General features: G+C 68.9%; 17 protein-coding genes, 1 other RNA gene and 1 pseudogene. 15 read left to right on the top strand and 4 right to left on the bottom strand.

The genetic code is table 11. The features are described 5' to 3' along the window. Positions 1 to 281 precede the first annotated feature (281 nt). Positions 282 to 3,467, bottom strand: a complete 3,186-nt coding sequence (locus tag N5096_RS08825) for a PAS domain S-box protein (protein WP_267664046.1) — start codon at positions 3,465 to 3,467, stop codon at positions 282 to 284. 177 nt (positions 3,468 to 3,644) lie between these two features. Between N5096_RS08825 and N5096_RS08820 the strand changes: the two genes are divergently transcribed. Beyond that, on the top strand, positions 3,645 to 4,103 hold the full coding sequence (locus N5096_RS08820) for a DUF7992 family protein (RefSeq protein WP_267664045.1): 459 nt from the start codon (positions 3,645 to 3,647) through the stop codon (positions 4,101 to 4,103). Between the two features lie 26 nt (positions 4,104 to 4,129). On the opposite strand, the pseudogene N5096_RS08815 reads toward N5096_RS08820, so the two are convergent. After that, positions 4,130 to 4,357 (bottom strand): annotated as a pseudogene (locus tag N5096_RS08815) (DUF7992 family protein); the annotation flags it as partial. 130 nt (positions 4,358 to 4,487) lie between these two features. On the opposite strand from N5096_RS08815, the gene N5096_RS08810 reads away from it, so the two are divergent. Further along, positions 4,488 to 4,901, top strand: coding sequence for a DUF7548 family protein (locus N5096_RS08810; protein WP_267664044.1), 414 nt, complete (start codon positions 4,488 to 4,490; stop codon positions 4,899 to 4,901). A 101-nt stretch (positions 4,902 to 5,002) separates the two neighbouring features. Next, positions 5,003 to 5,314: signal recognition particle sRNA (ffs, locus tag N5096_RS08805), an RNA gene on the top strand. Positions 5,315 to 5,753: 439 nt separating this feature from the next. On the opposite strand, the gene N5096_RS08800 is transcribed toward ffs, so the two are convergent. Further along, entirely contained in the window at positions 5,754 to 7,322 is a 1,569-nt protein-coding gene (locus tag N5096_RS08800; protein WP_267664043.1) for a glutamate-cysteine ligase family protein, read from the bottom strand. A gap of 147 nt (positions 7,323 to 7,469) precedes the next feature. On the opposite strand from N5096_RS08800, the gene ligA reads away from it, so the two are divergent. The 3 genes from ligA to N5096_RS08785 all read left to right on the top strand — a co-directional run bounded on the left by ligA (position 7,470) and on the right by N5096_RS08785 (position 11,047). Continuing rightward, positions 7,470 to 9,281, top strand: coding sequence for an ATP-dependent DNA ligase LigA (ligA, locus tag N5096_RS08795; protein ID WP_267664042.1), 1,812 nt, complete (start codon positions 7,470 to 7,472; stop codon positions 9,279 to 9,281). Positions 9,282 to 9,357: 76 nt separating this feature from the next. Then, positions 9,358 to 10,221 carry a hypothetical protein gene (locus N5096_RS08790; protein ID WP_267664040.1) on the top strand — a complete coding sequence of 288 codons (864 nt, stop codon included), beginning with the start codon at positions 9,358 to 9,360 and terminating at the stop codon, positions 10,219 to 10,221. A gap of 91 nt (positions 10,222 to 10,312) precedes the next feature. Next, complete coding sequence (locus N5096_RS08785; protein ID WP_267664039.1) at positions 10,313 to 11,047, top strand: MBL fold metallo-hydrolase; 735 nt, start codon at positions 10,313 to 10,315, stop codon at positions 11,045 to 11,047. 61 nt (positions 11,048 to 11,108) lie between these two features. Here N5096_RS08785 and N5096_RS08780 read toward each other — a convergent pair whose 3' ends face one another. Further along, positions 11,109 to 12,299 (bottom strand): PGF-CTERM-anchored ABC transporter substrate-binding protein, encoded by a 1,191-nt coding sequence (locus N5096_RS08780; protein WP_267664037.1) that lies wholly within the window; start codon positions 12,297 to 12,299, stop codon positions 11,109 to 11,111. A gap of 62 nt (positions 12,300 to 12,361) precedes the next feature. Between N5096_RS08780 and btuC the strand changes: the two genes are divergently transcribed. The 9 genes from btuC to N5096_RS08735 all read left to right on the top strand — a co-directional run bounded on the left by btuC (position 12,362) and on the right by N5096_RS08735 (position 23,440). Next, a complete protein-coding gene (gene btuC, locus N5096_RS08775) occupies positions 12,362 to 13,504 on the top strand; it encodes a vitamin B12 ABC transporter permease BtuC (protein WP_267664036.1) in 1,143 nt (380 codons plus the stop codon). Continuing rightward, complete coding sequence (locus tag N5096_RS08770) at positions 13,501 to 14,796, top strand: ATP-binding cassette domain-containing protein (protein WP_267664033.1); 1,296 nt, start codon at positions 13,501 to 13,503, stop codon at positions 14,794 to 14,796. Before btuC ends, N5096_RS08770 begins: the two co-directional genes overlap by 4 nt. A 322-nt stretch (positions 14,797 to 15,118) precedes the next feature. Then, the gene (locus tag N5096_RS08765) at positions 15,119 to 16,300 is read left to right on the top strand and encodes a LeuA family protein (RefSeq protein ID WP_425493563.1); all 1,182 of its coding nucleotides are present in this window, start codon (positions 15,119 to 15,121) and stop codon (positions 16,298 to 16,300) included. A 373-nt stretch (positions 16,301 to 16,673) separates the two neighbouring features. Then, complete coding sequence (ilvB, locus tag N5096_RS08760; RefSeq protein WP_267664032.1) at positions 16,674 to 18,488, top strand: biosynthetic-type acetolactate synthase large subunit; 1,815 nt, start codon at positions 16,674 to 16,676, stop codon at positions 18,486 to 18,488. After that, complete coding sequence (ilvN, locus tag N5096_RS08755; protein WP_267664030.1) at positions 18,485 to 19,204, top strand: acetolactate synthase small subunit; 720 nt, start codon at positions 18,485 to 18,487, stop codon at positions 19,202 to 19,204. The genes ilvB and ilvN overlap by 4 nt, the downstream gene beginning before the upstream one ends. A gap of 21 nt (positions 19,205 to 19,225) precedes the next feature. Further along, a complete protein-coding gene (gene ilvC / locus N5096_RS08750) occupies positions 19,226 to 20,281 on the top strand; it encodes a ketol-acid reductoisomerase (protein WP_267664028.1) in 1,056 nt (351 codons plus the stop codon). Beyond that, entirely contained in the window at positions 20,281 to 21,741 is a 1,461-nt protein-coding gene (gene leuC, locus N5096_RS08745; protein ID WP_267664026.1) for a 3-isopropylmalate dehydratase large subunit, read from the top strand. The genes ilvC and leuC overlap by 1 nt, the downstream gene beginning before the upstream one ends. Positions 21,742 to 21,835: 94 nt before the next feature. After that, positions 21,836 to 22,441 carry a 3-isopropylmalate dehydratase small subunit gene (leuD, locus tag N5096_RS08740; protein WP_267664025.1) on the top strand — a complete coding sequence of 202 codons (606 nt, stop codon included), beginning with the start codon at positions 21,836 to 21,838 and terminating at the stop codon, positions 22,439 to 22,441. Further along, the gene (locus tag N5096_RS08735) at positions 22,442 to 23,440 is read left to right on the top strand and encodes an isocitrate/isopropylmalate family dehydrogenase (RefSeq protein WP_267664023.1); all 999 of its coding nucleotides are present in this window, start codon (positions 22,442 to 22,444) and stop codon (positions 23,438 to 23,440) included. The last annotated feature ends 64 nt before the right edge of the window (positions 23,441 to 23,504 follow it).

The following is a 23,504-nucleotide window of genomic DNA, read 5'->3' as shown; positions in this document are numbered from 1 at the left end:
GGTCGTTTTCGGGCATAGACACTTTGAAAACGCACCGCCTCACCTTTCAATCCTTATCTGAACACCGCCCGCTCAGTACAGGGTACACATATACCGCGACGAATAATGATCTACCTTATATCCGTTAGAAATTTGGTGAAATATGTGGAAGTTACAATCAGCACAAATAATTAAACCTCGGCGGCGTGCCGAGAAGACATTCCTCCCACCGTTTCACTCTCAACCGTGTTCTCGCATAACCAACGTTCATTCGATTTGACGCAGATTGCCTCTGATGACAACTACGCCGGCACCCGCAACTTAACCTCCGTCCCGTCGGTTGTCGCTACGGACACATCACCGCCGGCTTGCGTGACGATCATTCGAACCATCCACAGACCGAGCCCTCCGCCGTGATTGAGCGGCGTCTCTTCTCCCGTTTCGAGGATATCCGCCTCCATCTCCGGCATGCCGGGGCCGTCATCTCGCACGCGGACCTCAATCCACTCGTTTTCCAACTCGACGAGTTCGATCTCGACTGTCGTGTTATCGTTCAGCTTCACGGCATTTTCTACCAACTCACGGATAGCTTCTCCGAGCGTCGTCTGTAGCTGCACCGACCCGTCGTTAGATGTCTCAGTCAAGATCGTTGCGTCCTCGTGTTCCTCTCGGATTTCACTAACAACCTCTCCGATCAGTGGGCCAGCCTCTGTCGTGGCTGCCCCACCACCTTCCAGATTGAGGACTCGTTTTATTTGTTTCATCTTCTCCATCATCTTCTCCCACTTGTCGAGAATCGGTTCGACAGTTTCGAACTGTTCCGCCCGTTTTTCTGCGTCCGTCTCTCTGCTCATCAGCTCTGTCCAGCCTCGGACCTTTGTCAAGTCGTTTCGCATGTTGTGTCGCATCACGCGCTGCATGACGTTCAAGTGCCGACCATACCGCTGCTGGGCCGTGATATTGCGTCCCTCAGCAACGAGTAGCGTAATCTCGTCGTCCTCATCTGTCACGGGTTTTATCGAGAAGTCGATCGTCGCGAGGCCGTTAGCGCCCCGCACTTCCGTTTCGTAGCGGACGAAATCCCCGCTTGTGGCCCGCTTAATCGCGTCCTGAACCCGATCGTAGACTGTCTCGGAGTGTGTCCACCACTGGGCCTCATAAAAGGGGTTCCCGACGACGTCGCTGCGCTCGAACCCGCCGAACTCGAGGGCGGCGTCGTTGACCTCAATGACCGTCCCGTCGGTGTCCAACAAGGCCGTGAACTGGAACGTCTGGTTGAAAATGCTCTCGAACCGTCGAGCACGGTCTTTGGCTTCGGTCACGTTCCTGAGATAGACAATCACTCCGTCGATGGCGTCGTCGTCAAGCATGTTCCGGTATCGACTTTCGATGTTGAACCACCCGCCGTCCGGAGATTTGAATCGACACTCTGCGGTGACGCTTTCGGTTTCCTCAACGGAACTAAAGAACGCCTCCATCGCGTGCTCGCGTCCGTCTGGATGAACGTAATCGAAGATATTCTCGCCAATGAGGGCGTTGGGGTCGTAGCCGAACACCCGCGTCACCGACCCGCTGGTGTAGGTGATTGTCCCGTCGGGATCGAGGACTGTGACGACGTCCTCGGACTCTTCGACGAATAGCTCGGTTCGGCGCCGTTGGCGGCGGCGTTCGGTCATATCTCGGACAATCACCGCATATCCGCGAAACACCCCGTCGTCGGATTCGAGCGGCGCGTACCGCACGTCGGCGTAGAACTCCGACCCGTCGGCGCGAACTCGCCACCCCTCGTCGGCGCTCTCGCCGGCGAGACGCGCCTGTTGTATCAACCGCTTGGGAAGGCCGGACTCGCGGTCGGACTCTGGATGAAGTTCAGCCATCGGCATTCCGATCGCCGCCTCAGCGTCGTATCCAAAGAGCTCTTCGGCACCGGTATTCCACGTTTGAACGGTTCCGTCCTCGTCAACGACGATGAAGGCGTACTCGGTGACGCTTTCGGTGAGCAGGCGGAACTGTTCGCGTTCCTCATACAACCGCTGTTTGCGGCGCACTTCATCGGTTACGTCCTGCTGGATACCGATGTGGTTGACCAATTCGCCGTCATCGTACACCGGCGTCACCGACAGGCGGTTCCAGAACTGCTCGCCGTTTTTGCGGTAGTTCCGCAGATTGACGGTCACCGGTTTGTCGGCGGCAATCGACTCACGGAGTTCGTCAAGCGCCTCCTGATCTCTATCGTCTCCTTGGAGAAATCGACAGTTCCGTCCGAGTGTTTCCTCTTTGGTGTAGCCGGTCTGTTCGACGAACCCGTCGTTAGCGTATATCAGCGGATTGTCCTCGCGGTCGGGGTCGCTGATCGTGATCCCAACGGTGGCCTCGTCCATCGCTCGCTCTTTCAGTTCGAGCTCTCTCTTCCGCTCATTGAGCGCGCGCTTTCGCGCTCGCCGCTCGGTAACGTCTCGAACGGTTGCGACCGTCCCGACAAGTTCAGCTCCGGTGGCCATTCGGTTCGTTATTACCTCGAAGTATCGGGTGGAACCGTCAACTTCCACAGGGACAGGATCCGTACCATCGAGCTCGGTATCCGGACTGAACGCCCGCTCGAACGCCTCGATAGTCGTAAGGTCGGTATCGGTCGCTGACTGTAGCTCCCGTCCCTGCGTGTTTGTTTCGACGAGTTCGCCGCCAGTGTCGTACACGAACGTCGCGTCGTCGGCTTTCTCGAAGAATCGCGAGCGAGCGGACTGCTCGATCTGCCGGAAGGGTCTCTCAACGAACACTAACACTCCTGCGAGAAACGCGGTCACACCGACCGGTTCGAAGCTCAATCCCAGCATAATAGGCGGTAGTATCTCGGTCGGCAGCGTGCTGACAGCCAACCGCGGGATGATCGGTGACAGCGCGAGGACTCCGAGCGCCCCGAGACTTCCACTTGGAAACACCGATTCACGCAGCGTCGTGAGTAGCCAATAGAAACTGAGTGCCACAAGTGCGTACGTGAGAGAAAACGAGACCCAGTAGAACAGCTGCGGCTCAACGACGAGATGTAGATACGGGCTTTGTTGTAGCTCCGTCGAGACGTACAGTCCGTACAGCGGGTTCGTGAGCTTAACGATGAGGAGCCCGAGATAGGTGCCGACAGCGAGTCCGCGGTAACGCCGGTCGCGGTGGTATGACCGACCAGTGTACGCTGAAATAAAATACATCCATGCACCCACGCCCGTGAGTCCCCAAATGAGCCCCCCAATGTAGAGCGCGTTGCTAAGCGACTCGCTGGTGGTAGTCAGCCCGAGCGCTTGAAACCCCAGCCACAATCCGTTGGTAAGGAGGACCGCTCTGAGCCCGAGCTGCGTATCTCGTCGCCGCAGCCGTGAGCCGTACGCAGCACCCACGAAGCAACTGACCGCAATCCCGATGAAAATGAGAAAAAGCCCCCAGCGAACCGTACTTAGGTCCCCTGAGATGGTTAAGGGTGTGTGAAAAATTTGCATACTATTTAAAATACATGAGTTGTTTTATCAATTGCGGAATGCGAGACCGTGAGCGCAAGATTCGCAGGTATATTCTATCGGCCGATTCGGCTGTAAACTCACGAAATAAATATTGTGGCAACTCTTCTATGACACCCTATGTAGTGAAGTTATGCCCCCGCCGGTTCATATAGAAATATGACGCTGGATGTGCCGACGCCCGATCGGCCCGAGCTTGAAGAGATGGACCCTAATGAATATGACGATGCCGATGTAGTGGGCGATACGGACTATAAACGCGATGAGATAGAGGAACTACTTCGACAGGGTGCGTGGGAAGACGCGTTCACGGAGTGGGCGGACGGCACGGATCTTGATGAGAGAGAATTTGAAATCCTGACCGATTTGGACATGATACAGCAGTTTGATTTTTTTTGGGATGGCTTTGCGGAGCGCGTCGGCTACCACGCGCCCGGAATTCCGGAAGACTGGAAGGAACGGAATTACCACCCTGATTTAGACAGTTGGGGGACCACTTCGGGAATCAACGCCGCACTAACCCAGCTAGGGCAAACTGTGTGTGATGTACTGAAGGACGAGTATATTGACTGGGAGAGCGAATATGAAGCGCCAGACGATCTTCCCGATTTCGACTAGAATAACAAACGAGTCGTTTGGTTATTGTCGAACCGGGAGACGAGCCCGAGGTCGACGGCGATCTGCCAGTCCGACTCGTCCATCTCGCTCCCGGCGGCCCACTCCGCGAACGCCTCCGCCCACGCCCCCTCGCGGAGGAGCGCCTCGATGTCGTCGCGGCGGTACTCGCCGCCGGCGACCTCGGCGTGCTCGTACTCGTTCGGGTCCACGGCGGCGAGCTCTGGCGGCTCCGGCGGGTCGACGTCGAGGGTCATGTCCCCCACTCCGCGCCGGCGACTCAAAACGGTACGGGGGTCGGCGGTCGGCGCGGGGGTGCGGGCGGCGCGGTGCCGCCCCCGCCGCCGATCCGGTCCTTTTACCGCGGTCCCGGACCGACCGATAGGTATGGACCTCCGCGACGTCTCGCGCCGGGCGGGAATCGCCACCGCCGTCGCCACCGTCGTCGTGCTCGGCGCCCCGTACGCGCTCATCTCGGGGCCGGAGTACGCGACACAGCTCGCCGACTACTACGCGTCCGGGATCGTCGGCGCCGCCGGGATCGCGCTGTTCGCGCTGCTGAGCGCCGTCGTCATCGCTTCGGTCGAACAGGGGAACCTCGACCCGGGGACGCTCGCCGGCGTCGCGGTCGTGCTCGGAGCCGCGACGACCCTGAGCGCGGCGAGCTGGGCGGTCGCGATCGAGCCGAGCCCCGTGTTCCGCGACAACCTCTGGCTGGTGTGGCACGCGCGCGCCGTCGTCGCGCTGTCGGTCCCCGTGCCGCTCTCCGCCGCGGGGTACGCCAAGGCGATCCTGCCGTAGGTCGGGAGTCGCGCCCTGTCCCACGGCCGCTGCCGGCGCCGCGGACGAGGGGCCTCGCGGTCGCCGAACGAAAGGCCCTTATGCCGGACCCGAATACCGTCAGATGGACTAGGTCGGGCGGTTAGGCCCCGCTCGTCACCCGCGAGGTAGTCTTTAGCGGGGACCGAACAGCGGGCGCGTCCGGTCTGACCGGCGCGGGCCCCGAGAGCCAACGTGGAAGCCTCGTCCGCCGGGGACAGCGGTCCGCGCCGCCCGCTCGCAGGAGCGGTCCGTCGCGGTTCGTCGGTGACATTGGGTCAGGCGCGGAAGCGAGCAGCCCATCGCCGAACGCCAGTCGCTCGTCGGGTCGCGGGGTGGAGAAGGCAACCGGGATACCCCGCGCCGGAACGCCGGGCCACCCCGCCTGTCCGCCATTCATACGCGTTTCTAGTCGGTGAGCGTGAGCTGTGCTCGATTGGCGACACAGACGCTTATTTATAAGAGGTTAATTCGGAATCGACGGTGAACACCTCTGAAGCCACGGGCGCCCGTTTATAAATGATCGATCGCGGATCGACGGCAAACGCCTCCAAAGCCCCAGGCACGAGGAGCGCGAACGCTCGCTGCGCTCCTCAGTCGCTCGTTCCACTCGCTTCCTGCGGTGCTTGCGTCGCCTCCGCGCTCCTCGTGCATACCCCTTTGAGTCCCACCCGACCGCACCGCGACCTCACCTCACACCTCCCCAGCCTCGCGGTTCGCGCTCTTCGAGCGCTCACCGCGTCCCTCGCGCCGTCGGCTCGCGGCCCTCCGGGCCGCTCGCCGGGGCGCGCCGGGTGGGTCGGCGTGGTCTGCAGCCGTCAGCGTTTATAAGCGCTACTTCGTCTCACCGCTGTCCTTCCACGCGGAGAAGCCGCCCTCGACGAGCGTCTCGGACTGCCGGTCGACGTACTCGCGCTGGGTGTCGCGGACCGCGGTCTCGAAGTCGTCGCCGTCGTCGAGGCGGGCGCGAACGCGGTCCCGCTTCCAGCTCGCGGGAGTGGTTCGGTTCGCGACGCGCCACCGGAGCGGCGCGAGCCACGAGGCCGCCTCCTCCTCCGGACAGCCCGCGGTCCGGAGCCCGGCCTCGGCGTGGTCAAGGAGGTCGGCGTACACCGCGTCGGTGTCGGTCGTGGCCCCGCCGTCGGTGTCGATCCACTGGATGTCGGCGTCGAGCCCGTCGGCGACCGCGGCGTAGAAGTTCTCGCGGGCGGTTTCCCAGCTGAGGCCGATGGCCGGGTGGTCGCGCTGGGGGAGCGACTGCATCAGCCCGGCGAACGCCGCCTGGAAGGCGATCGAGTCGCGGACGGTGGGTTGGGCCGCGATCGGTCGGAACTCGATCCGGGCGTTCGCGCTCGACCGGCTCGCCCCCTCGAAGACGGGGCGGACCCACCGCCAGTAGCTGCCGTGTTTCGTCCGGAACGTCGCGAACGCGTCGTCGAAGCGGTCGGTCCCCTCGGGCTCCGGCATCGGGATGAGCGTCTCGTCGGCGACGATCCGGTCGATCGCGGTCTCGACGTCGTGGACGTCGCGCGGGAACCGCACCTTGTCGTCGTCGGTCCGGGCGTTAAGCACCGACTCGAACACGTGGATCCGGTTCCCCGCGGCGCCCTCGGCGAGGACGCGCTCGCCGTCCCACCCCTCGTCGTACAGCTCCGGCGGGAAGAACGGGGAGTTGACGCCGAGCGCGAGCAGGGGGCCCGCGATTCGGAGCGCGTAGCGGAAGTGCCGCGGAAGCGTCCGGGCCTGCGCGACCTGGTAGTGCGGCTGTATCGAAGTGATGAGGCTCTCCGGCATCACGGTGTCCGCCGCGAGCGACACCCCGGGCGCCTCGACGGCCGTCCCCAGGCGCTCGTCGTCGCCCGTGTTCGCCATCGCGTGGTACCGGACCGCGTCGCTCATGTTGACCGCGACGGTGACGCCATCAACGTCGACGCAGTCCGTGAGGTACTCGCGGGCCGTCTCCCCGGTCGGGGGAATGGTCCAGAGGCCGTCGGAGACGAGCCGCATCCCCTCGACGCCCGCGGTGTTCTCCGCGGCCTCCAGCCGCGCCCGCACCTCCGAGAGCTGCGCGTGCAGCCCGTGGTCGGAGAGCGGCTGCGGGCTCGTCGACATCTCCGCGTTGTGGAGCCCGAGCTCCTTCTCGAAGCCCATCAGCTCCAGGAGCCGCCGGGGAACGCGCATCAGCGCGTACTTGCCCGCCCGCGACTCCTCGCTCCAGCGCCCGTCGGCGACCGCGTAGAACTCGTACTCGAAACCGACGATCGACTGGTGGTTGTCGAAGGAGCCGTCGCGGAGCTCCTGTTTGACGATCTCCGCCTCCTCCTCGACGCGCGCGGCGAACTCGTCGGGGTCGATAGCGAGCGCCTCGCGGACGCCGTCTGCGAGGGCCGACTCCGTGCTCATGCGACGGTCGACGTGTCGGGCTGGTAAAAAGGCCTGCGGCCGATCGGCGGCGTGGGGACGGTTGTCGGGGCGGAGAGGGGGAGCGGCGATCCCACGGAACAGCGGACGCATCGGCGCGCTTTTGGCCGCGGATCGCCGACTGAACGCATGGAGTTCGCCACGTTCGCCGCCCGGGCGGAGCGGATCGGGGCCGATCCGGGCGACATCGAGACGACGCTCGCGGTCGCCGATCTGTCCTGCGCGGCCGACGGCGACGACCTCGCGACGGTCACCCGCTTCCTGCTCGGTCGCGTCTTCCCGGCGCACGACACCCGGACGCTCGACGTCGGCCCGGCGCTGTGCCGAGCGGCGATCGCCCGCGCCGCGGGCCCGAACGTGACCGCCGCCGACGTCGAGGACCGGCTCGCGTCGGCGGGGGAGATCGGCGCGGTCGCCGCCGGCTTCGAGTTCGGCGGCCAGCGCGGCCTCGCCGCCTTCGGCGAGGGGCGCGACGCGCTCACCGTCGCCGCGTTGGACTCGGCGCTGCGGGAGCTGGCGGCCGCGTCGGGCGACGGCAGCGAGTCGCGCAAGCTCGACGCGCTGTTCGGCCTCTTCAACCGCTGCGAGCCTGCCGAGGCGAAGTTCCTCGCGCGCCTCGTGCTCGGCGAGATGCGGATCGGCGTCGGCGAGGGCACCGTCCGGGACGCGGTCGCGGAGGCGTTCCTCGCGGGAGCGCCGGGAGACGCCGGCGAGGGCGACGACGGGGAGCGTGCCGAGACGGCGGACGACGACCCGACCCTCCGCGCCGGCGACGAGGCGGTCGCGGCCGTCGAGCGCGCGCTGCAGGTGACGAACGACTACGGCCGCGTCGCGGTCCTCGCGCGCGACGAGGGGCTCGCCGGCCTCCGCGGGGAGGGCCTCGTCGTCGGGCGCCCCGTGCAGGCGATGCTCGCGCAGGCGGGGACCGCGACCGACGCGGTCGAGGCGTTCGGCGAGGCCGCCGTCGAGACGAAGTTCGACGGGGCGCGCGTGCAGGTCCACTACGTGCCAGAGGGCGGAAGGGGGGCGGACGGAGGCGGACTTGGGCCGGAGCTCTACTCCCGGAACATGGACGACGTGACGGACGCGCTCCCGGAGGTAGTCGAGCGCGTCGCGGACCGCGTCGACGTCCCGGTCATCCTCGATGGCGAGGTCGTCGCGGTCGATGACGACGGCGACCCGCTCCCGTTCCAGGAGGTGTTGCGCCGGTTCCGCCGCAAACACGACGTCAACCGGATGCGCGACGAGGTGTCGCTCCGGCTCCACGCCTTCGACTGCCTCCACGCCGACGGGGCGGACCTGCTCGACGAGCCGCTCCGGGTGCGCCACGAGCGCCTCGTCGACGTCCTCCCGGGCGCGGCCGCGACGCTGGAGCTCGCGAGCGACGCCGAGGCGATCGAGGCGGCCGAGGCGGCCGCGCTGGAGGCGGGCCACGAGGGCGTCATGCTGAAGGACCCGGACGCGACCTACACCCCGGGCGACCGCGGTCGGGAGTGGCTGAAGCGCAAGCCAGACGTGGAGACGCTCGACGCGGTCGTCGTCGGGGCGGAGTGGGGCGAAGGGCGCCGCGCGGACCTGTTCGGGACGTTCCTGCTCGGAGTGCGGGCGGACGGAGGGGACTCGGCGCGTGGAGGGGGGAACGGCGACGGGTTCGCCGCGATCGGCAAGGTCGCGACCGGCCTCACCGACGAGGAGCTCGCCGCCCTCACCGAGCGGCTGGAGCCTCACGTCGTGAGCGAGGACGGGACCGAGCTCTCGATCAGCCCGGCGGTCGTCATCGAGGTCGGCTACGAGGAGATCCAGACGTCGCCGACGTACTCGTCGGGCTACGCGCTGCGGTTCCCCCGGTTCGTCGGCGTGCGCGAGGACAAGTCGGTCGGGGACGCCGACTCGCTGGAGCGGGTCGCGCGGCTCGCCGGCGACTCGGCGGAATCCGTTTAACAGGCGTCCGCGCCCACGACCGGGCGCGGACCGGCCACGCGAAACCCGCTTCAGCCTCCGGGTCCTACCACCCTTCATGCCAGGCCCGCTCGGGGACGCGACGCGACGGCGGCTGACGGACGCGGCCGCGGCCCGACTCGACGACGACGGCTACGAGGTCGCGCACCCGGAGACGCGGACCGAACCGCCGGCGGTCGCGACCCCCCGATCCGGGGGAACGGCGCTCGCGGTCGAGCCGCTCACGCCCGACGACGCGACCGCGACAGTGATCGCGTCGCGGCTCGCGCACGCGCTCGACCGCGAGCACCGCGCCTGCTTCGTCGTCGACGACGACGCGACCGCCGAGACGGTGCGGTCCCTGCTCGCCGACCCGTCGCTCCTCGTCGCCGAGCGCGACGGGCACCGGACGTTCCACGCCGGTCCGGACCGGATCCCCGTCCCCGGCGGCGGGTACGCCTGTGTCCGGTCCGAGGGGCTCGGCGAGCCGACGTTCGCGTGGCGCGAGACCGACACGCCGATTGGGCCCGTCCCCGCGGGGCCGGGGGTCGACGCCGCCCCCGTCGACGAGGCGGGGAGCCCGGTCGTCCCGCGGCTGGTCTGCGAGGTCGACGGGCGGGTCGTGGCGGTGCTCGCGGGCGTCGAAAGCCTCCGGGAGCCGCCGGCGGAGGCGTTCCCGTACGCGTACAGCCGCCACCCCGACGACAAGCGGTTCCGGGTGCGGCGCGGGAGCGACGGCGAAGTCGTCGAGAGCGCCAGCGGCTTCGCGCCGATGCGGTCCGCGGGGTACGTCCCGATCCCGATGCCCATCGTCCCGGAGCACGCGCTCGGTGCGGCGGTCGCGCCCGAGCGGAGAAGCGAGGGCGAGAAGGGCGACGGCGCGGAAGCCGTCATCGACGACGCGTGGGACCTGATCCGCGTCGACGCGGTCGACTCGTCGTAGCGGTCGGGGGTCGTGGCGAGCGGGCCTCGTAGCGGCCGACCCGTCGACCCGCATAGCCACCCTCAAGGCGCCCGCAGTCGGATCAGGAGCCGTGACGGTCCATTACGACGGCTTCGCGGCGGAGTGGCTCGGCTACGCGACGGCGCGGCTCGCGCCCGAGGACGGCCCGGTCGCCTACACCGACCCGGGGCGGTACGGCGTCCTCGACGACTACTGGGCGCGCGACGGCGACCTCGTCGTCGTCACCCACGACCACCACTACGACCCCGAGGGGATCCGGTCGGTGGCGACCGAGACCGCGACGCTCGTGATATACGAGGCGGTCGAGCCCGCGGAGATCGACCGCGACGTGGAGCCGATCGACTCGCTCGCCGAGGACTACGACGTGATCCGGGTCGACGACGAGTCGCGCGTCGACGTCGACACGCCCGCCGGGGAGGCGACCGTGTGGTCGGTCGCGGCCCACAACGACCCCGAGGGGCCGAACGCCGGGCCCGACGGCTCGGTGACGCACCCGCCGGGGCTCGGCTGCGGGTTCCTCCTCGGGCTCGGCGACCGGACCGTCTTTTGGCCGGGCGACTCGGACGCGCTCGACGCGTTCGCGGAGCTGGAGGTCTCGGTGTTCCTCGCGAACATCGGCGGCGGCGGCATCGTCTCCGACCGCCGCGCGAGCGCGGAACTGGCCGAGGCGATGGACCCGGACCTGGTCGTCCCGATCCACTACGACACCTTCGAGAAGCTCGAGGCGGACGGCGAGGCGTTCGCGGGCGACGTCGCCGCCCGGTCGATTCCGGTCGCGCTGGACGCCCGGTCGGCGAACCAGTAGGGGTCGCCGGAGCCGGTCACGGCTTTCTCTCTCCCTGCGTCGGCTTCTGTCCGGTCGACGCCTACGGTCGCCGCGCGATCAGCGCCGCCGCAATTGCCGCGACCAGCGCGGCGACGACGCCGAATCCGGGCGCCGAGTCGCCGGTGCTATCGTTGTCGCCGTCGGCCGCACCGTCGCTTCCGTCTCCGGTCGATCCGTCACCGCCATCTGTTCCGCTCTCGCCGTCGTCTCCGTCCGTTTCACCGTCGTCGGTGTCACCGTCGCCGTCGGTCGCGGTCTCACCGTCGCCCTCGGTCTGGAGCTCCTCGACCGCGGTCGCGAGCGTGGTCGTCGACTCGATCACGCTCCGCGGCGCCGGCTGGTTGAGGTAGTTCTCGTTCATCACGACGTAGTTCCCCTCGACCCCGGCGGTCGTGCTGGCGTACGGCTCTTCGCCAAGGACCACCGCGTCGGGGGTCGTCACTAAGATCAGGTCGGGGTCGGTCTGGAGGATCACCTCGTCCGAGAGCTGCGGGTAGCCGTCGGCCTCCGCGGCCGCGACGTTGTTCACGCCCCCGGCGTCCATGATCGAGTTGATGAACGTGTTGTTCGCGGCGACGAAGTTGCTGCTGAGCGGGTACAGCGCGTTCGGACGGTCGAGGTCGGCGGTCCGGTTCTCGGCGTCCGCGACGGCCTGATTCATCTCCGCGTTCGTCTCGGCGGCGGCCTCGCAGTTCCCGACGAGGCGGCCGACGGTCTCGGTCTTCTCTGCGATAGCCCCGATGGAGGTCGCCTCGGGGAAGTGGTACACCGTGAGCCCCTGCTCGCGGAGCGCCTCGACCTGGCCCGCCGACGCGTTCGGCGCGAGCACGAGGTCCGGCTCGGTGCCGACGACGCGCTCGACGCTGACGCCGAGCCCCTCCGCCGAGACGTTCGTCCGCTCGCCGGCCCCGTCGAGGTAGGCGGCGTACTGGGTCACGCCGACGACGCGGTCCCGCTCGCCGAGCTCCCAGAGCGTCTGGGCGGCCGACGGGTTCGTCGTCGTGATCCGCTCGGGCGCCTCGTCGAGCGTGATCGTCGTCCCCGTCGCGTCGGTCAGCTCGACCGGGAACCCGCACGCGTCGTCGGTCTGGTGAACGCTCGGGCCGTCGGCGGCCCCCTCGACGGTCGGCGACTCAGTCGTCGGCTGTGCGCCCGCGGCCGGGCCCGCGACGCCGCCCACCAGGGCGGCCGTCACGAGCAGGGCCATCGCGATGACGTACCTTGTTCGCATTAGACCGAATTCGCGTCTCGTCCAATAAGTACTTACCTACTACAAGTCCTCTTGGAAAACGAATGAGTGCCTGGACGCGGGCGTCCGTCTGGTCGGCGGGATTAGCCGCCGCGCTCCTCGCCGTGGTCGTGGTGAGCGCCGCGATCGGTCCCGTCCGGATCCCACCCGCGGAGGTCGTCAAGGCCGTGTTGAACGCGGTGAGCGTGCCGGTCGGGGTCGAGACGAGCTCGGCCCAGACGGGGGCACTGACGCTTCCGAAGGCCGGTCTCAGGTACGCCTCGCCGTTCGCGTACCCGATCGACGACGTCCACGCGCAGATCGTCGTCGGCGTCCGACTCCCCCGGATCCTGATGGCCGCGCTGGTCGGCTTCGCGCTCGCGGCGGCCGGGACGGTCATGCAGGGGTTCTTCCGGAACCCGATGGCCGACCCCTCCATCATCGGCGTCTCCTCCGGGGCGGCGGTCGGCGCCGTCGCCTTCATCGTCTTCCCCGCGGCGCTGTCGGCCACCGTGACGCTCCCCCTGATCGGCGCGGTCGACGTGGGGCTCTCGCACGGCGCGGGGGTCAGCCTCTTCGCGTTCGTCGGGGCGCTGGCGGCCGCCTTCGGCGTCTACGCGATCGCGACGCGACACGGCCGGACGCCGGTGGCGACCCTGCTGCTCGCGGGCGTCGCGGTCCAGACGTTCCTCGGCGCGGTCATCTCGTACCTCCAGCTGCAGGCCGGCGAGTCGCTCCGACGGGTCGTCGCGTGGCTGATGGGTCACCTCTCCGGCGTCGTCTGGAGCGAGGTCGCCGCGACGGCGGTCGTGGTACCGCCGCTTTTCGTCCTCCTCTTAGTGTACGCCCGCGACCTCAACGTCCTCCTGCTCGGCGAGGAGGAGGCGCGCGGGCTCGGGATCGCGGTGGAGCGCACCAAGCGGATCCTGCTCGGCGCCTCGGCGCTGATCACGGCCGCGGGCGTCGCCTTCGCGGGGATAATCGGCTTCGTCGGGCTGATCGTCCCCCACATCCTCCGGCTGGTCGTCGGCCCCGACCACCGGGTGCTGCTGCCGACCGCGGCGCTCGCGGGCGGCTCGTTCCTCGTCGCCGCCGACACGGTCGCCCGCGCCGGGAGCACGGAGCTGCCGGTGGGGATCGTCACCGCCGCGGTCGGCGCGCCCTTCTTCGTCTACCTGCTCGTGAACCGGGAGGTGCACGAGCTGTGAGCGCTGAATCGACCGCTGAGGGGCGCGAAAACGGGGAGAGTGGCGACCTCTCGCCCACCGACACCGGGGACGACCCCCTCGTCGAGGTCGCCGACCTCGCGGTGTCGTTCGGCGACGTGCCGGTCGTCTCCGGGGTTGACCTCCGGGTCGAGCGCGGCGAACTCGTCGGGCTCGTCGGGCCGAACGGCGCGGGGAAGACGACGGTGATCCGGGCGATCAAGGGGGCGCTGACGCCCGATTCGGGACAGGTCCGGCTCGACGGCGAGGCCGCGGGCGACCTCTCCGCCCGGGAGGCCGGCCGGCGCGTCGCCAGCGTCCCGCAGGAGACGAGTCTCGCGTTCGACTTCCGAGTGCGCCACGTGGTGGAGATGGGGCGGACCCCGCACCTGGGTCGGTTCGACGGCCACAGCGCCGACGACGACCGAGCGGTCCGGGAGGCGATGGACGCGGCGGGGGTCGCGCGCTTCGCCGACCGGTCGATCACGGCGGTCTCGGGCGGGGAGCGTCAGCGCGTCCTGCTCGCGCGAGCGCTGGCGCAGGGGACGCGAGCGCTGCTGCTCGACGAGCCGACCGCGAGCCTCGACCCGAACCACGCCGTGCGCACCCTCGAGCTCGTCCGCGACCTCGTCGACGACGGGCGGGGCGCGCTCGCGGCGATCCACGACCTCGACGTGGCGGCCCGGTACTGCGACCGGATCGTCGTCCTGGCGAACGGGGGCGTCCACGCCGCCGGCCCGCCGGACGAGGTGCTGACCGCGGACGCGCTGCGGGCCGCGTTCGACGCCGAGGCGTTCGTCGGGCGGAACCCCGCAACCGGGACCCCCGCGGTCACCGCGTTCGACGGGGTCGGGGACCGCGACGAGAGCAGCGTGCCCGCGCGACGACTCCACGTTGTCGGGACGGGACGGGCGGCCTCCCGGGTCGTCGCCCGCCTCGCGACCGACGGTCACGAGCTCTCGGTCGGCGTGGTCCCCGAGGGCGACGCGGCCGCCGAGACCGCCCGCGACGCCGACGCCGAAGTCGTCGCCGCCCCCCCGTTCGAACCCGTCGAGGCGGCGAGGCGCGAGGCCGCGGCCGCGCTCGCTCGCGACGCCGACGCGACGGTCGCCGTCGGTCGGGCCACGGAGGACGGCACCGGCGCTTCGGCCGGAGGCGACCGGTCCGGCCCGAACGCGGCGGTCCTCGCGGCGGCCGACCGGCTCGTCGAGGTCGACGCCGACGTCGACGGGGGGGCCCTGCTCGACGCGGTCCGCGAGCGCGACCCCGACGCCGGTCGACCGCGTGACGCGTGACGCCGATCGGTTCCGGTGTCAGTCACGACGGGGGTTCCGACGGCCGACGGCTCGCGGGCGGGGCGCGGCCGAAACGAGACGAACGTCGATCGGGGTTATGAACTCGGTTCCGAAACCACATTTCCGGATCTGGCCGACCTGAATATAAATAATATAAGGGATTTGGGGGTCGTTGGTGTCGGGCGGTCTTCCGACGGCGGAGGTCGCCACGAAGCCGTCGACGCCGAGCCGTTTTTGCGAGCGGCACAAGCGTTAAGTTCTCGACCGTGCTTTCGACAGTCGATGACAGACATCACGGAGGCTTCGTCGGACACCCCGGCGGATCGAGTTCTTCCAGGGCACGATAGCTTCTAACATCGATATCGGTCCTGTACGGATCTTCGACACGACGTTACGAGACGGCGAACAGTCACCACGTACGTCGTTCAGCTACGACGAGAAGCGCCGCATAGCGGCGACGCTGGACGACATGAACACCCACGTCATCGAGGCGGGGTTCCCGGTGAACTCGGACGCGGAGTTCGAGGCCGTAAGCGACATCGCCGCCGCGACGGACACCACCGTCTGCGGGCTGGCGCGGGTCGTCGAGGGCGACATCGACGCCGCCATCGACTCCGGCGTCGAGATGGTCCACGTGTTCGTCTCCACCAGCGACGTCCAGCTGGAGGACTCGATGCACGCGACCCGACAGGAGGCGAAACAGCGCGCGATCGACGCCGTCGAGCAGGTAAAAGACGCCGGGGTCGAGTGCATGTTCTCGCCGATGGACGCGACGCGGACCGACCCGGACTACCTGATCGACATTGTCGAGGCGGTGTCGGACGCCGGCACCGACTGGATCAACATCCCCGACACCTGCGGCGTCGGGATGCCGAGCAGCTTCGGCGAGACGGTGAAGGCGGTCGTCGACGCCACCGACGCGCGCGTCGACGTGCACACCCACGACGACTTCGGGATGGCCGCGGCGAACGCGGTCATGGGCTTCGAGAACGGCGCCCACCAGGCGCAGGTGTCGGTCAACGGGATCGGCGAGCGCGCCGGCAACGCCGCCTACGAGGAGGTCGTGATGGCGGTCGAGTCGGTGTACGGCGTCGACACCGGCATCGACACGACCCAGATCACCAAGCTGGCGCGGATCGTCGAGGAGGCGTCCGACATCCCCGTGCCCGCGAACAAGCCGGTCACCGGACGGAACGCGTTCGCCCACGAGTCGGGCATCCACGCCGCCGGCGTCATCGAGAACAGCGACACGTTCGAGACCGGCGTGATGACGCCCGAGATGGTCGGCGCCGAGCGCGAGTTCGTGCTCGGGAAACACACCGGCACCCACAGCGTGCGCAAGCATCTGGTGGAGGCCGGCTTCGACCCGAGCGACGGCGAGGTCCGGCACATCACCAAACGCGTCAAGGAGTACGGCGCCGGCAAGCGCCAGGTGACCGCCGGCGACGTCGAGCGGTTCGCCGAGGAGGCCGGCATCGACCGCGAGGAGGAGGTCCGGGTCTGATGGCCGCCCCCCTGAGCGGGGAGCCCGCGGAGCGACCGCCGAGCGCGCCGGCGAGGGCTCCCGCGGGCCGGGTCGCCGCGGGTCGCCGCGGGACAGGAAGCCGGTCCGCCGGACCGGTGCCCCGACAGGGATTTATACCCAGACTCCGTTGGTCAGAGCGAGATGCGACGGCGCACCGCGACCCCGACGACAGCCGACGTCGCCGGAGCCGTCGCGCCGATCATCGTAGGGGTCTGACCCCCTACGCTACCCCTTCCTCACCGACTCGACGCACCGACGAACGCCAGAGGGCGCGCCGCGGCTCGCCCGCGATTTCGGCGTTCGGACCGAACCCCCACGCGCGAGAGATGCACCACCGAACACTACCACGACAATGAGCGACACAGCAGCACACCCACGAGAGGACGACCCGGAGGGCTCCGAGGAGCCGACTGAGGGGGCCGACGGGGCGCCCGACGGCGACCTCGACGAGACCCCCGCCGCGGGGGCGGTTTCGACCGGCGCGGAGTCGGTCGTCGCCGCCCTCGAGGCGGCCGGCGCGGAGACCGCCTTCGGCGTTCAGGGCGGGGCGATCATGCCCGTCTACGACGCGTTGTACAGCTCGTCGATCGACCACGTCACGATGGCCCACGAGCAGGGCGCCGTCCACGCGGCCGACGCGTACGGCGTCGTCTCCGGGGAACCGGGGCTCTGCCTGGCCACGTCCGGGCCCGGGGCGACAAACCTCGTCACCGGGATCGCCGACGCGGACATGGACTCGGACGCGATGCTCGCGCTGACCGGGCAGGTGCCGACCGAGTTCGTCGGCAACGACGCGTTCCAGGAGACCGACACGATCGGCGTCACGCGACCGATCACGAAGCACAACTACTTCGCGAACGGCGCCGACAGCGTTGGCGACACCGTCGGCGAGGCGTTCGAGCTGTCGCGGGCCGGCCGCCCGGGACCGACGCTCGTCGACCTCCCGAAGGACGTCACGCAGGACGAGACCGACCGGACGCCGGGACCGGCGGCGCCGCCGGCCGGCACCGACCCCGACCCGAACGCCGACGCCGACGCGGTCGAGGCGGCCGCGCGCGCTATCGAGGAGGCCGAGCGCCCCCTCTGTCTGTTCGGCGGCGGCGTGATCAAGGCCGAGGCGAGCGACACCGCGCGGACGTTCGCGCGGACGTACGGGATCCCGGTGACGACGACGATGCCCGGGATCGGATCCTTCCCCGAGGACGACGATCTGAGCCTCTCGTGGGCCGGGATGCACGGCACCGGCTACGCGAACATGGCGATCACCCATACCGACTGCCTGATCGCGGTCGGGACCCGGTTCGACGACCGACTCACCGGCGGGATCGACACGTTCGCGCCGGAGGCCGAGGTCGTCCACGTCGACATCGACCCCGCCGAGATCAGCAAGAACGTCCACGCGGACCACCCGCTGATCGGCGACGCGGGGCGCGTCATCGACCAGCTCACCGCGGCGGTCCGCGCGGCGCCCGACGCCGAGGCGTGGCGCGAGCGCTGCGCCGAGTGGAAGGAGACGTATCCGCTCACGTACGCGACGCCGGATGACGAGCCGCTGAAGCCGCAGTTCGTCGTCGAGGCGTTCGACGAGGCGACCGACGACGACACCATCGTGACGACCGGGGTCGGCCAACATCAGATGTGGGCCTCCCAGTTCTGGACGTACACGGACCCCCGGACGTGGGTCTCCTCACATGGCCTGGGGACGATGGGGTACGGCGTGCCCTCCGCGGTCGGCGCGCGTGTCGCCGCCGACAACATGGGCGAGACGGACCGCGACGTGGTCTGTTTCGACGGCGACGGTTCCTTCCTGATGACGATGCAGGAGCTCTCCGTCGCCGTCCGCGAGGACCTCGACATCACCGTCGCGGTGCTCAACAACGAGTACATCGGCATGGTGCGGCAGTGGCAGGACGCCTTCTACGAGGGGCGCCACATGGCGTCCGACTACACGTGGATGCCCGAGTTCGACAAGCTCGCCGAGGCGTTCGGCGCCCTCGGCCTCCGCGTCGACGACTACGACGAGGTCGCCCCCGCGGTCGAGGAGGCGCTCGACTACGACGGGCCCGCCGTGATCGACTTCCACGTCGACCCCGAGGAGAACGTCCTGCCGATGGTGCCGAGCGGCGGCGCGAACGGCAAGTTCGCCGCCGCGGAGGACCAGCTATGAGCGGCGATTCGCCCGACTCTCGACCCGCGGCCGACGGGGGCTCCCCCTCCGACGCCGGCGTACCCGAGCCCGACCCGCGACCAGCGCCGAGCGAGCAGCCCGGCCCCGAGGAGCGGGACCACCCGACCGGACGCCGGAACCTCGAAGGGATCCGGATCGACCCCGTCGTCGAGGCGGAACACGAGTCGCGCCGGGCCGTCATCTCGGCGCTCGTGGAGGACGAACCGGGCGTGCTCGCGCGCGTCTCCGGGCTCGTCTCCCGGCGCCAGTTCAACATCGAGAGCCTCACCGTCGGCCCGACGACCGTGGACGGCCACTCGCGGATCACCATGGTCGTCGAGGAGACGGACCCCGGCATCGACCAGATCGAAAAGCAGATGGCCAAGCTGAAGCCGGTGATCTCCGTCGGGGAGGTGTCCGGCAACGCGGTCACCGCCGAGCTCGTCCTGCTGAAGGTCGAGGCCGATGACCCCGCGGCGGTCCACGCCGTCGCCGAGATGTACGACGGTCGGACGCTCGACGCCGGGCCGCGGACGATCACCGTCCAGCTCACCGGCGACGAGGCACGGATCGACGACGCGCTCGACGCCTTCCGCCAGTTCGGCATTATCGAGATCGCCCGGACGGGCCAGACCGCGCTCGCGCGCGGCGATACCCCGACTGCGCCCGGAGAGAAACCCGGAACGGCCGGCGAACCGACCACCCACGACGACTGACACGCGGACCACACGATACACATGACCGAAGACACGCAGACGTTCGATTCGACAGTATACTACGACGACGACGCCGACGAGGAGGCGATCGCGCACGAGACCGTGGCCGTCCTCGGCTACGGCTCGCAGGGCCACGCCCACGCGCAGAACCTCGCCGAGAGCGGGGTGGACGTGGTCGTCGGCCTCTGCGAGGACAGCTCCTCGCGAGCGGCCGCCGAGAGCGACGGGCTCCGGTACGAGACCCCCGCGGACGCGGCCGCTGAGGCCGACGTCGTGAGCGTCCTCGTCCCCGACACGGTCCAGCCGGACGTGTACGAGAACGCCGTCGAGCCGAATCTGGAGGCCGGCGACACGCTCCAGTTCGCGCACGGATTCAACATCCACTACAACCAGATCCAGCCGCCCGAGGACGTCGACGTGACGATGGTCGCGCCGAAGTCCCCCGGTCACCTCGTCCGCCGCAACTACGAGAACGACGAGGGGACCCCCGGCTTGCTGGCCATTTACCAGGACGCCACGGGCGAGGCCCACGACAAGGGGCTCGCGTACGCGGCCGCCATCGGCTGTACCCGCGCCGGCGTCGTCGAGACGTCGTTCCGCGAGGAGACCGAGACCGACCTGTTCGGCGAGCAGGCCGTCCTCTGCGGCGGCGTCACCTCGCTGATTAAGCAGGGGTACGAGACGCTCGTCGACGCCGGCTACTCGCCGGAGATGGCGTACTTCGAGGTGCTCAACGAGCTCAAGCTCATCGTCGACCTGATGTACGAGGACGGGCTCGGCGGCATGTGGGACTCCGTCTCATACACCGCCGAGTACGGCGGGCTCAGCCGAGGCGACGAGATCATCGACGATCAGGTCCGCGCGAACATGGAGGAGGTCCTCGAAGACGTCCAGAACGGCACCTTCGCTCGTGAGTGGATCTCCGAGAATCAGGCCGGCCGGCCGGCGTACACCCAGCTCCGTAACGCCGAGAAGAACCACGAGATCGAGGCCGTCGGGGAGGAGCTGCGCGACCTGTTCGCGTGGCAGGAGGAGGCCGACGAAGGCGAGGAGGAGTCGGCCGAGGTGTCGGCCTGATGAGCGAGGGGACGCTGTACGACAAGGTGTGGGAGCGACACAAGGTGACAGAGCTCCCGAACGGCCAGGACCAGCTGTTCGTCGGGCTCCACCTCGTCCACGAGGTGACGAGCCCGCAGGCGTTCGGGATGCTGCGCGAGCGCGACCTCGACGTCGCGTACCCGGGGCGGACGTTCGCGACGACGGACCACATCGCGCCCACGGAGGCCGACAAGCGCGAGCGCCCGCTGGCCGACGACCAGGCCGAGGAGATGCTCTCCGCGCTCGAACGCAACGTGAGCGAGAACGGGATCACCTTCTTCGGCTTCGAGTCGGGCAAACAGGGGATCACCCACGTCGTCGCCCCCGAGCTGGGCCTCTCCCAGCCGGGGATGACCGTCGCCTGCGGCGACAGCCACACGGCGACCCACGGCGCGTTCGGCTCCATCGGCGTCGGCATCGGGACGAGCCAGATCCGCGACGTGCTCGCGACGGGCTGTATCGCGGCGGACAAACAGAAGGTCCGCCGGGTCGAGGTCGAGGGCGAGCTCGGCGAGGGCGTCTACGCGAAGGACGTGATCCTGAAGGTGATTCAGGACCTCGGCGTCGACGGCGGCGTCGGTCACGTGTACGAGTACGGCGGCCCCGCGATCGAGGCGCTCGACATGGAGGGCCGGCTCGCGGTGTGTAACATGTCTATCGAGGGCGGCGCCCGCGCCGGCTACATCAACCCGGACGAGACGACCTACGAGTACTTGGAGGGCCGCGAGTACGCCCCCGAGGGCGAGGCCTTCGAGGGTCGGAAGGCGTACTGGGAGTCGGTCGCGTCGGACGACGACGCCGAGTACGACGACGTCGTCACGGTCGACGCCGACGGGCTCGACCCGCTCGTCACCTGGGGGATCAACCCCGGGCAGGTGATCGAGATCTCGGACCCGGTCCCGGGCCCGGACGACTTCGAGGCCCGGACGGACCGGGAGGCCGCAGAGCAAGCGCTCGACCACATGGAGATCGAGCCGGGCCAGTCGATGCTCGGCTACGACGTCGACGTGGCGTTCCTGGGCACCTGCACGAACGGCCGCCTCTCCGACTTCGAGGAGGCCGCGAAGATCCTCGAGGACAACACGGTCGACGAGGACGTCCGCGCGCTGGCCGTCCCCGGCTCCGAGACCGTGCGTCAGCAGTGCGAGGAGCGCGGCATCGACGAGGTCTTCATCAACGCCGGCTTCCAGTGGCGGCGCGCCGGCTGCTCGATGTGCCTCGCGATGAACGACGACGCCCTGGAGGGCGACGAGGTGTGCGCCTCCTCCTCGAACCGCAACTTCGTCGGGCGGCAGGGGTCGAAGGACGGCCGCACCGTCTTGATGAGCCCCGCGATGGTCGCGGCCGCGGCCGTCGAGGGCGAGGTCACCGACGCGCGCGACTACCTAGACGATGGGCCGACGGGCGGTGCCGGCGGCGTCGAGGAGGTGGCGGACTGATGGCCCCCGACGCCGATCCGGGCGCGGATTTCCGTCGCACGACGGAGTCGCGCGACGACGTCTTCGTCATCGGTCTCACTGGAGGTGAGACGCGATGAGCGAAGACCAGCACATCACCGACGTCGCCGGCACCGGGGTGCCGATCCCCGGCGACGACGTCGACACCGACCAGATCCTGCCGGCGAAGTTCATGAAGGAGGTCACGTTCGACAACATGGCGGACTACCTCTTCTACGACGCCCGGCGGGACGACGACGGGGAGTTCAACGACCACCCGCTCAATCGCTTCGAGGGCGCGTCGATCGCGGTCGTCAACTCCAACTTCGGCTGCGGCTCCTCCCGAGAGCACGCCCCGCAGGCGATGATGCGGTGGGGGATCGACGGGGTCGTCGGCGAGTCGTACGCCGAGATCTTCCGCGACAACTGCAAGTCGCTCGGGATCCCGGCGGTCACCGCCGACCACGAGACGGTCACGGAGCTCCAGGCGTGGATCGAGGACAACCCCGACGGCGACGTCGAGATCGACGTCGAGGCCAAGACCGTGGCGTACGGCGACACCGTCATCGACGTCGACGTCGACGACGCGATGCGGGAGGCGCTGATCGACGGCATCTGGGACACGACCGCGCTGATGTACTCGAATCGGAGCAAGGTCGACGCGACCGTCGACGGGCTCCCCTACGTCGAGGGTGACGACTGAATGGGCGAGGAGATCGTCGTCATCGAGGGCGACGGGATCGGCCGAGAAGTCGTCCCGGCCGCCCTCGAGGTGCTTGAGGCGTTCGACCTCGGCTTCGAGTTCGTCTCCGCCGAGGCGGGCGACGCGACGGAGGAGGCGACCGGTGAGGCGCTCCCGGCGGAAACCTACGAGCTCGCCGCGGACGCGGACGCGACGCTGTTCGGCGCGGCCGGCGAGACCGCCGCCGACGTCATCCTCCCGCTGCGTGACGCCGTCGACTCGTTCGTCAACGTCCGGCCGGCGAGGGCGTACCCCGGCGTCGACGCGGTCCGCCCGGAGACGGACGTCGTCTTCCTGCGAGAGAACACCGAGGGCGTCTACTCGGGCCACGAGGGCCGGCTCTCCGAGGACCTCTCGACGCTCACGCGGGTCGTCACCTCGTCGGCCTCGCGCGAACTGGCGGAGTTCGCCTGCGAGTTCGTCACGGACGGACGCGGGCCCGTCGGCGGCCCCGAAGACGGGTTCACCGTCGCGCACAAGGCGAACGTGATGCGCGAGACGGACGGCCGGTTCCGCGATGAGGTGCTTTCGGTCGCCGAGGAGCGCGGCGTCGACGCCGACGAGGAGCTGATGGACGCGTTCGCGACGAAGCTCCCGCTCGACCCGACGCAGTACGGCGTGGTCGTCTGCCCGAACCTCGCCGGCGACGTCCTCTCGGACTTGGCGGCCGGGCTCGTCGGCGGGCTCGGCCTGCTCCCGTCGGCGAACGTCGGCCACGACAACGCGCTGTTCGAGCCGGTCCACGGCACGGCGCCCGACATCGCCGGCCAGGGGATCGCGAACCCGACGGCGGCGGTACTGTCGGCCGCGATGCTGCTGGAGTACCTCAGCTACGGCGAGGAGGGACAGCGCGTGCGCGACGCCGTGGAGGGCGTGCTCTCGGACGGCCCCCGCACCGGCGACCTCGGCGGCGACGCGACGACCGACGAGGTCACTGCGGCGATCGTCGACCGGCTGTAGGCGAGGGGCCGTTCTCGTCACTCTCGGGACGCCGGTTTTCACGGGGACCGCGGGCGAACCACAA

This window comes from Halorubrum yunnanense (assembly GCF_026586675.1).
Classification (GTDB): domain Archaea; phylum Halobacteriota; class Halobacteria; order Halobacteriales; family Haloferacaceae; genus Halorubrum; species Halorubrum yunnanense.
The sequence above is the reverse complement of the archived record's forward strand: the minus strand, read 5'-3'. Positions and strand labels throughout refer to the sequence as shown.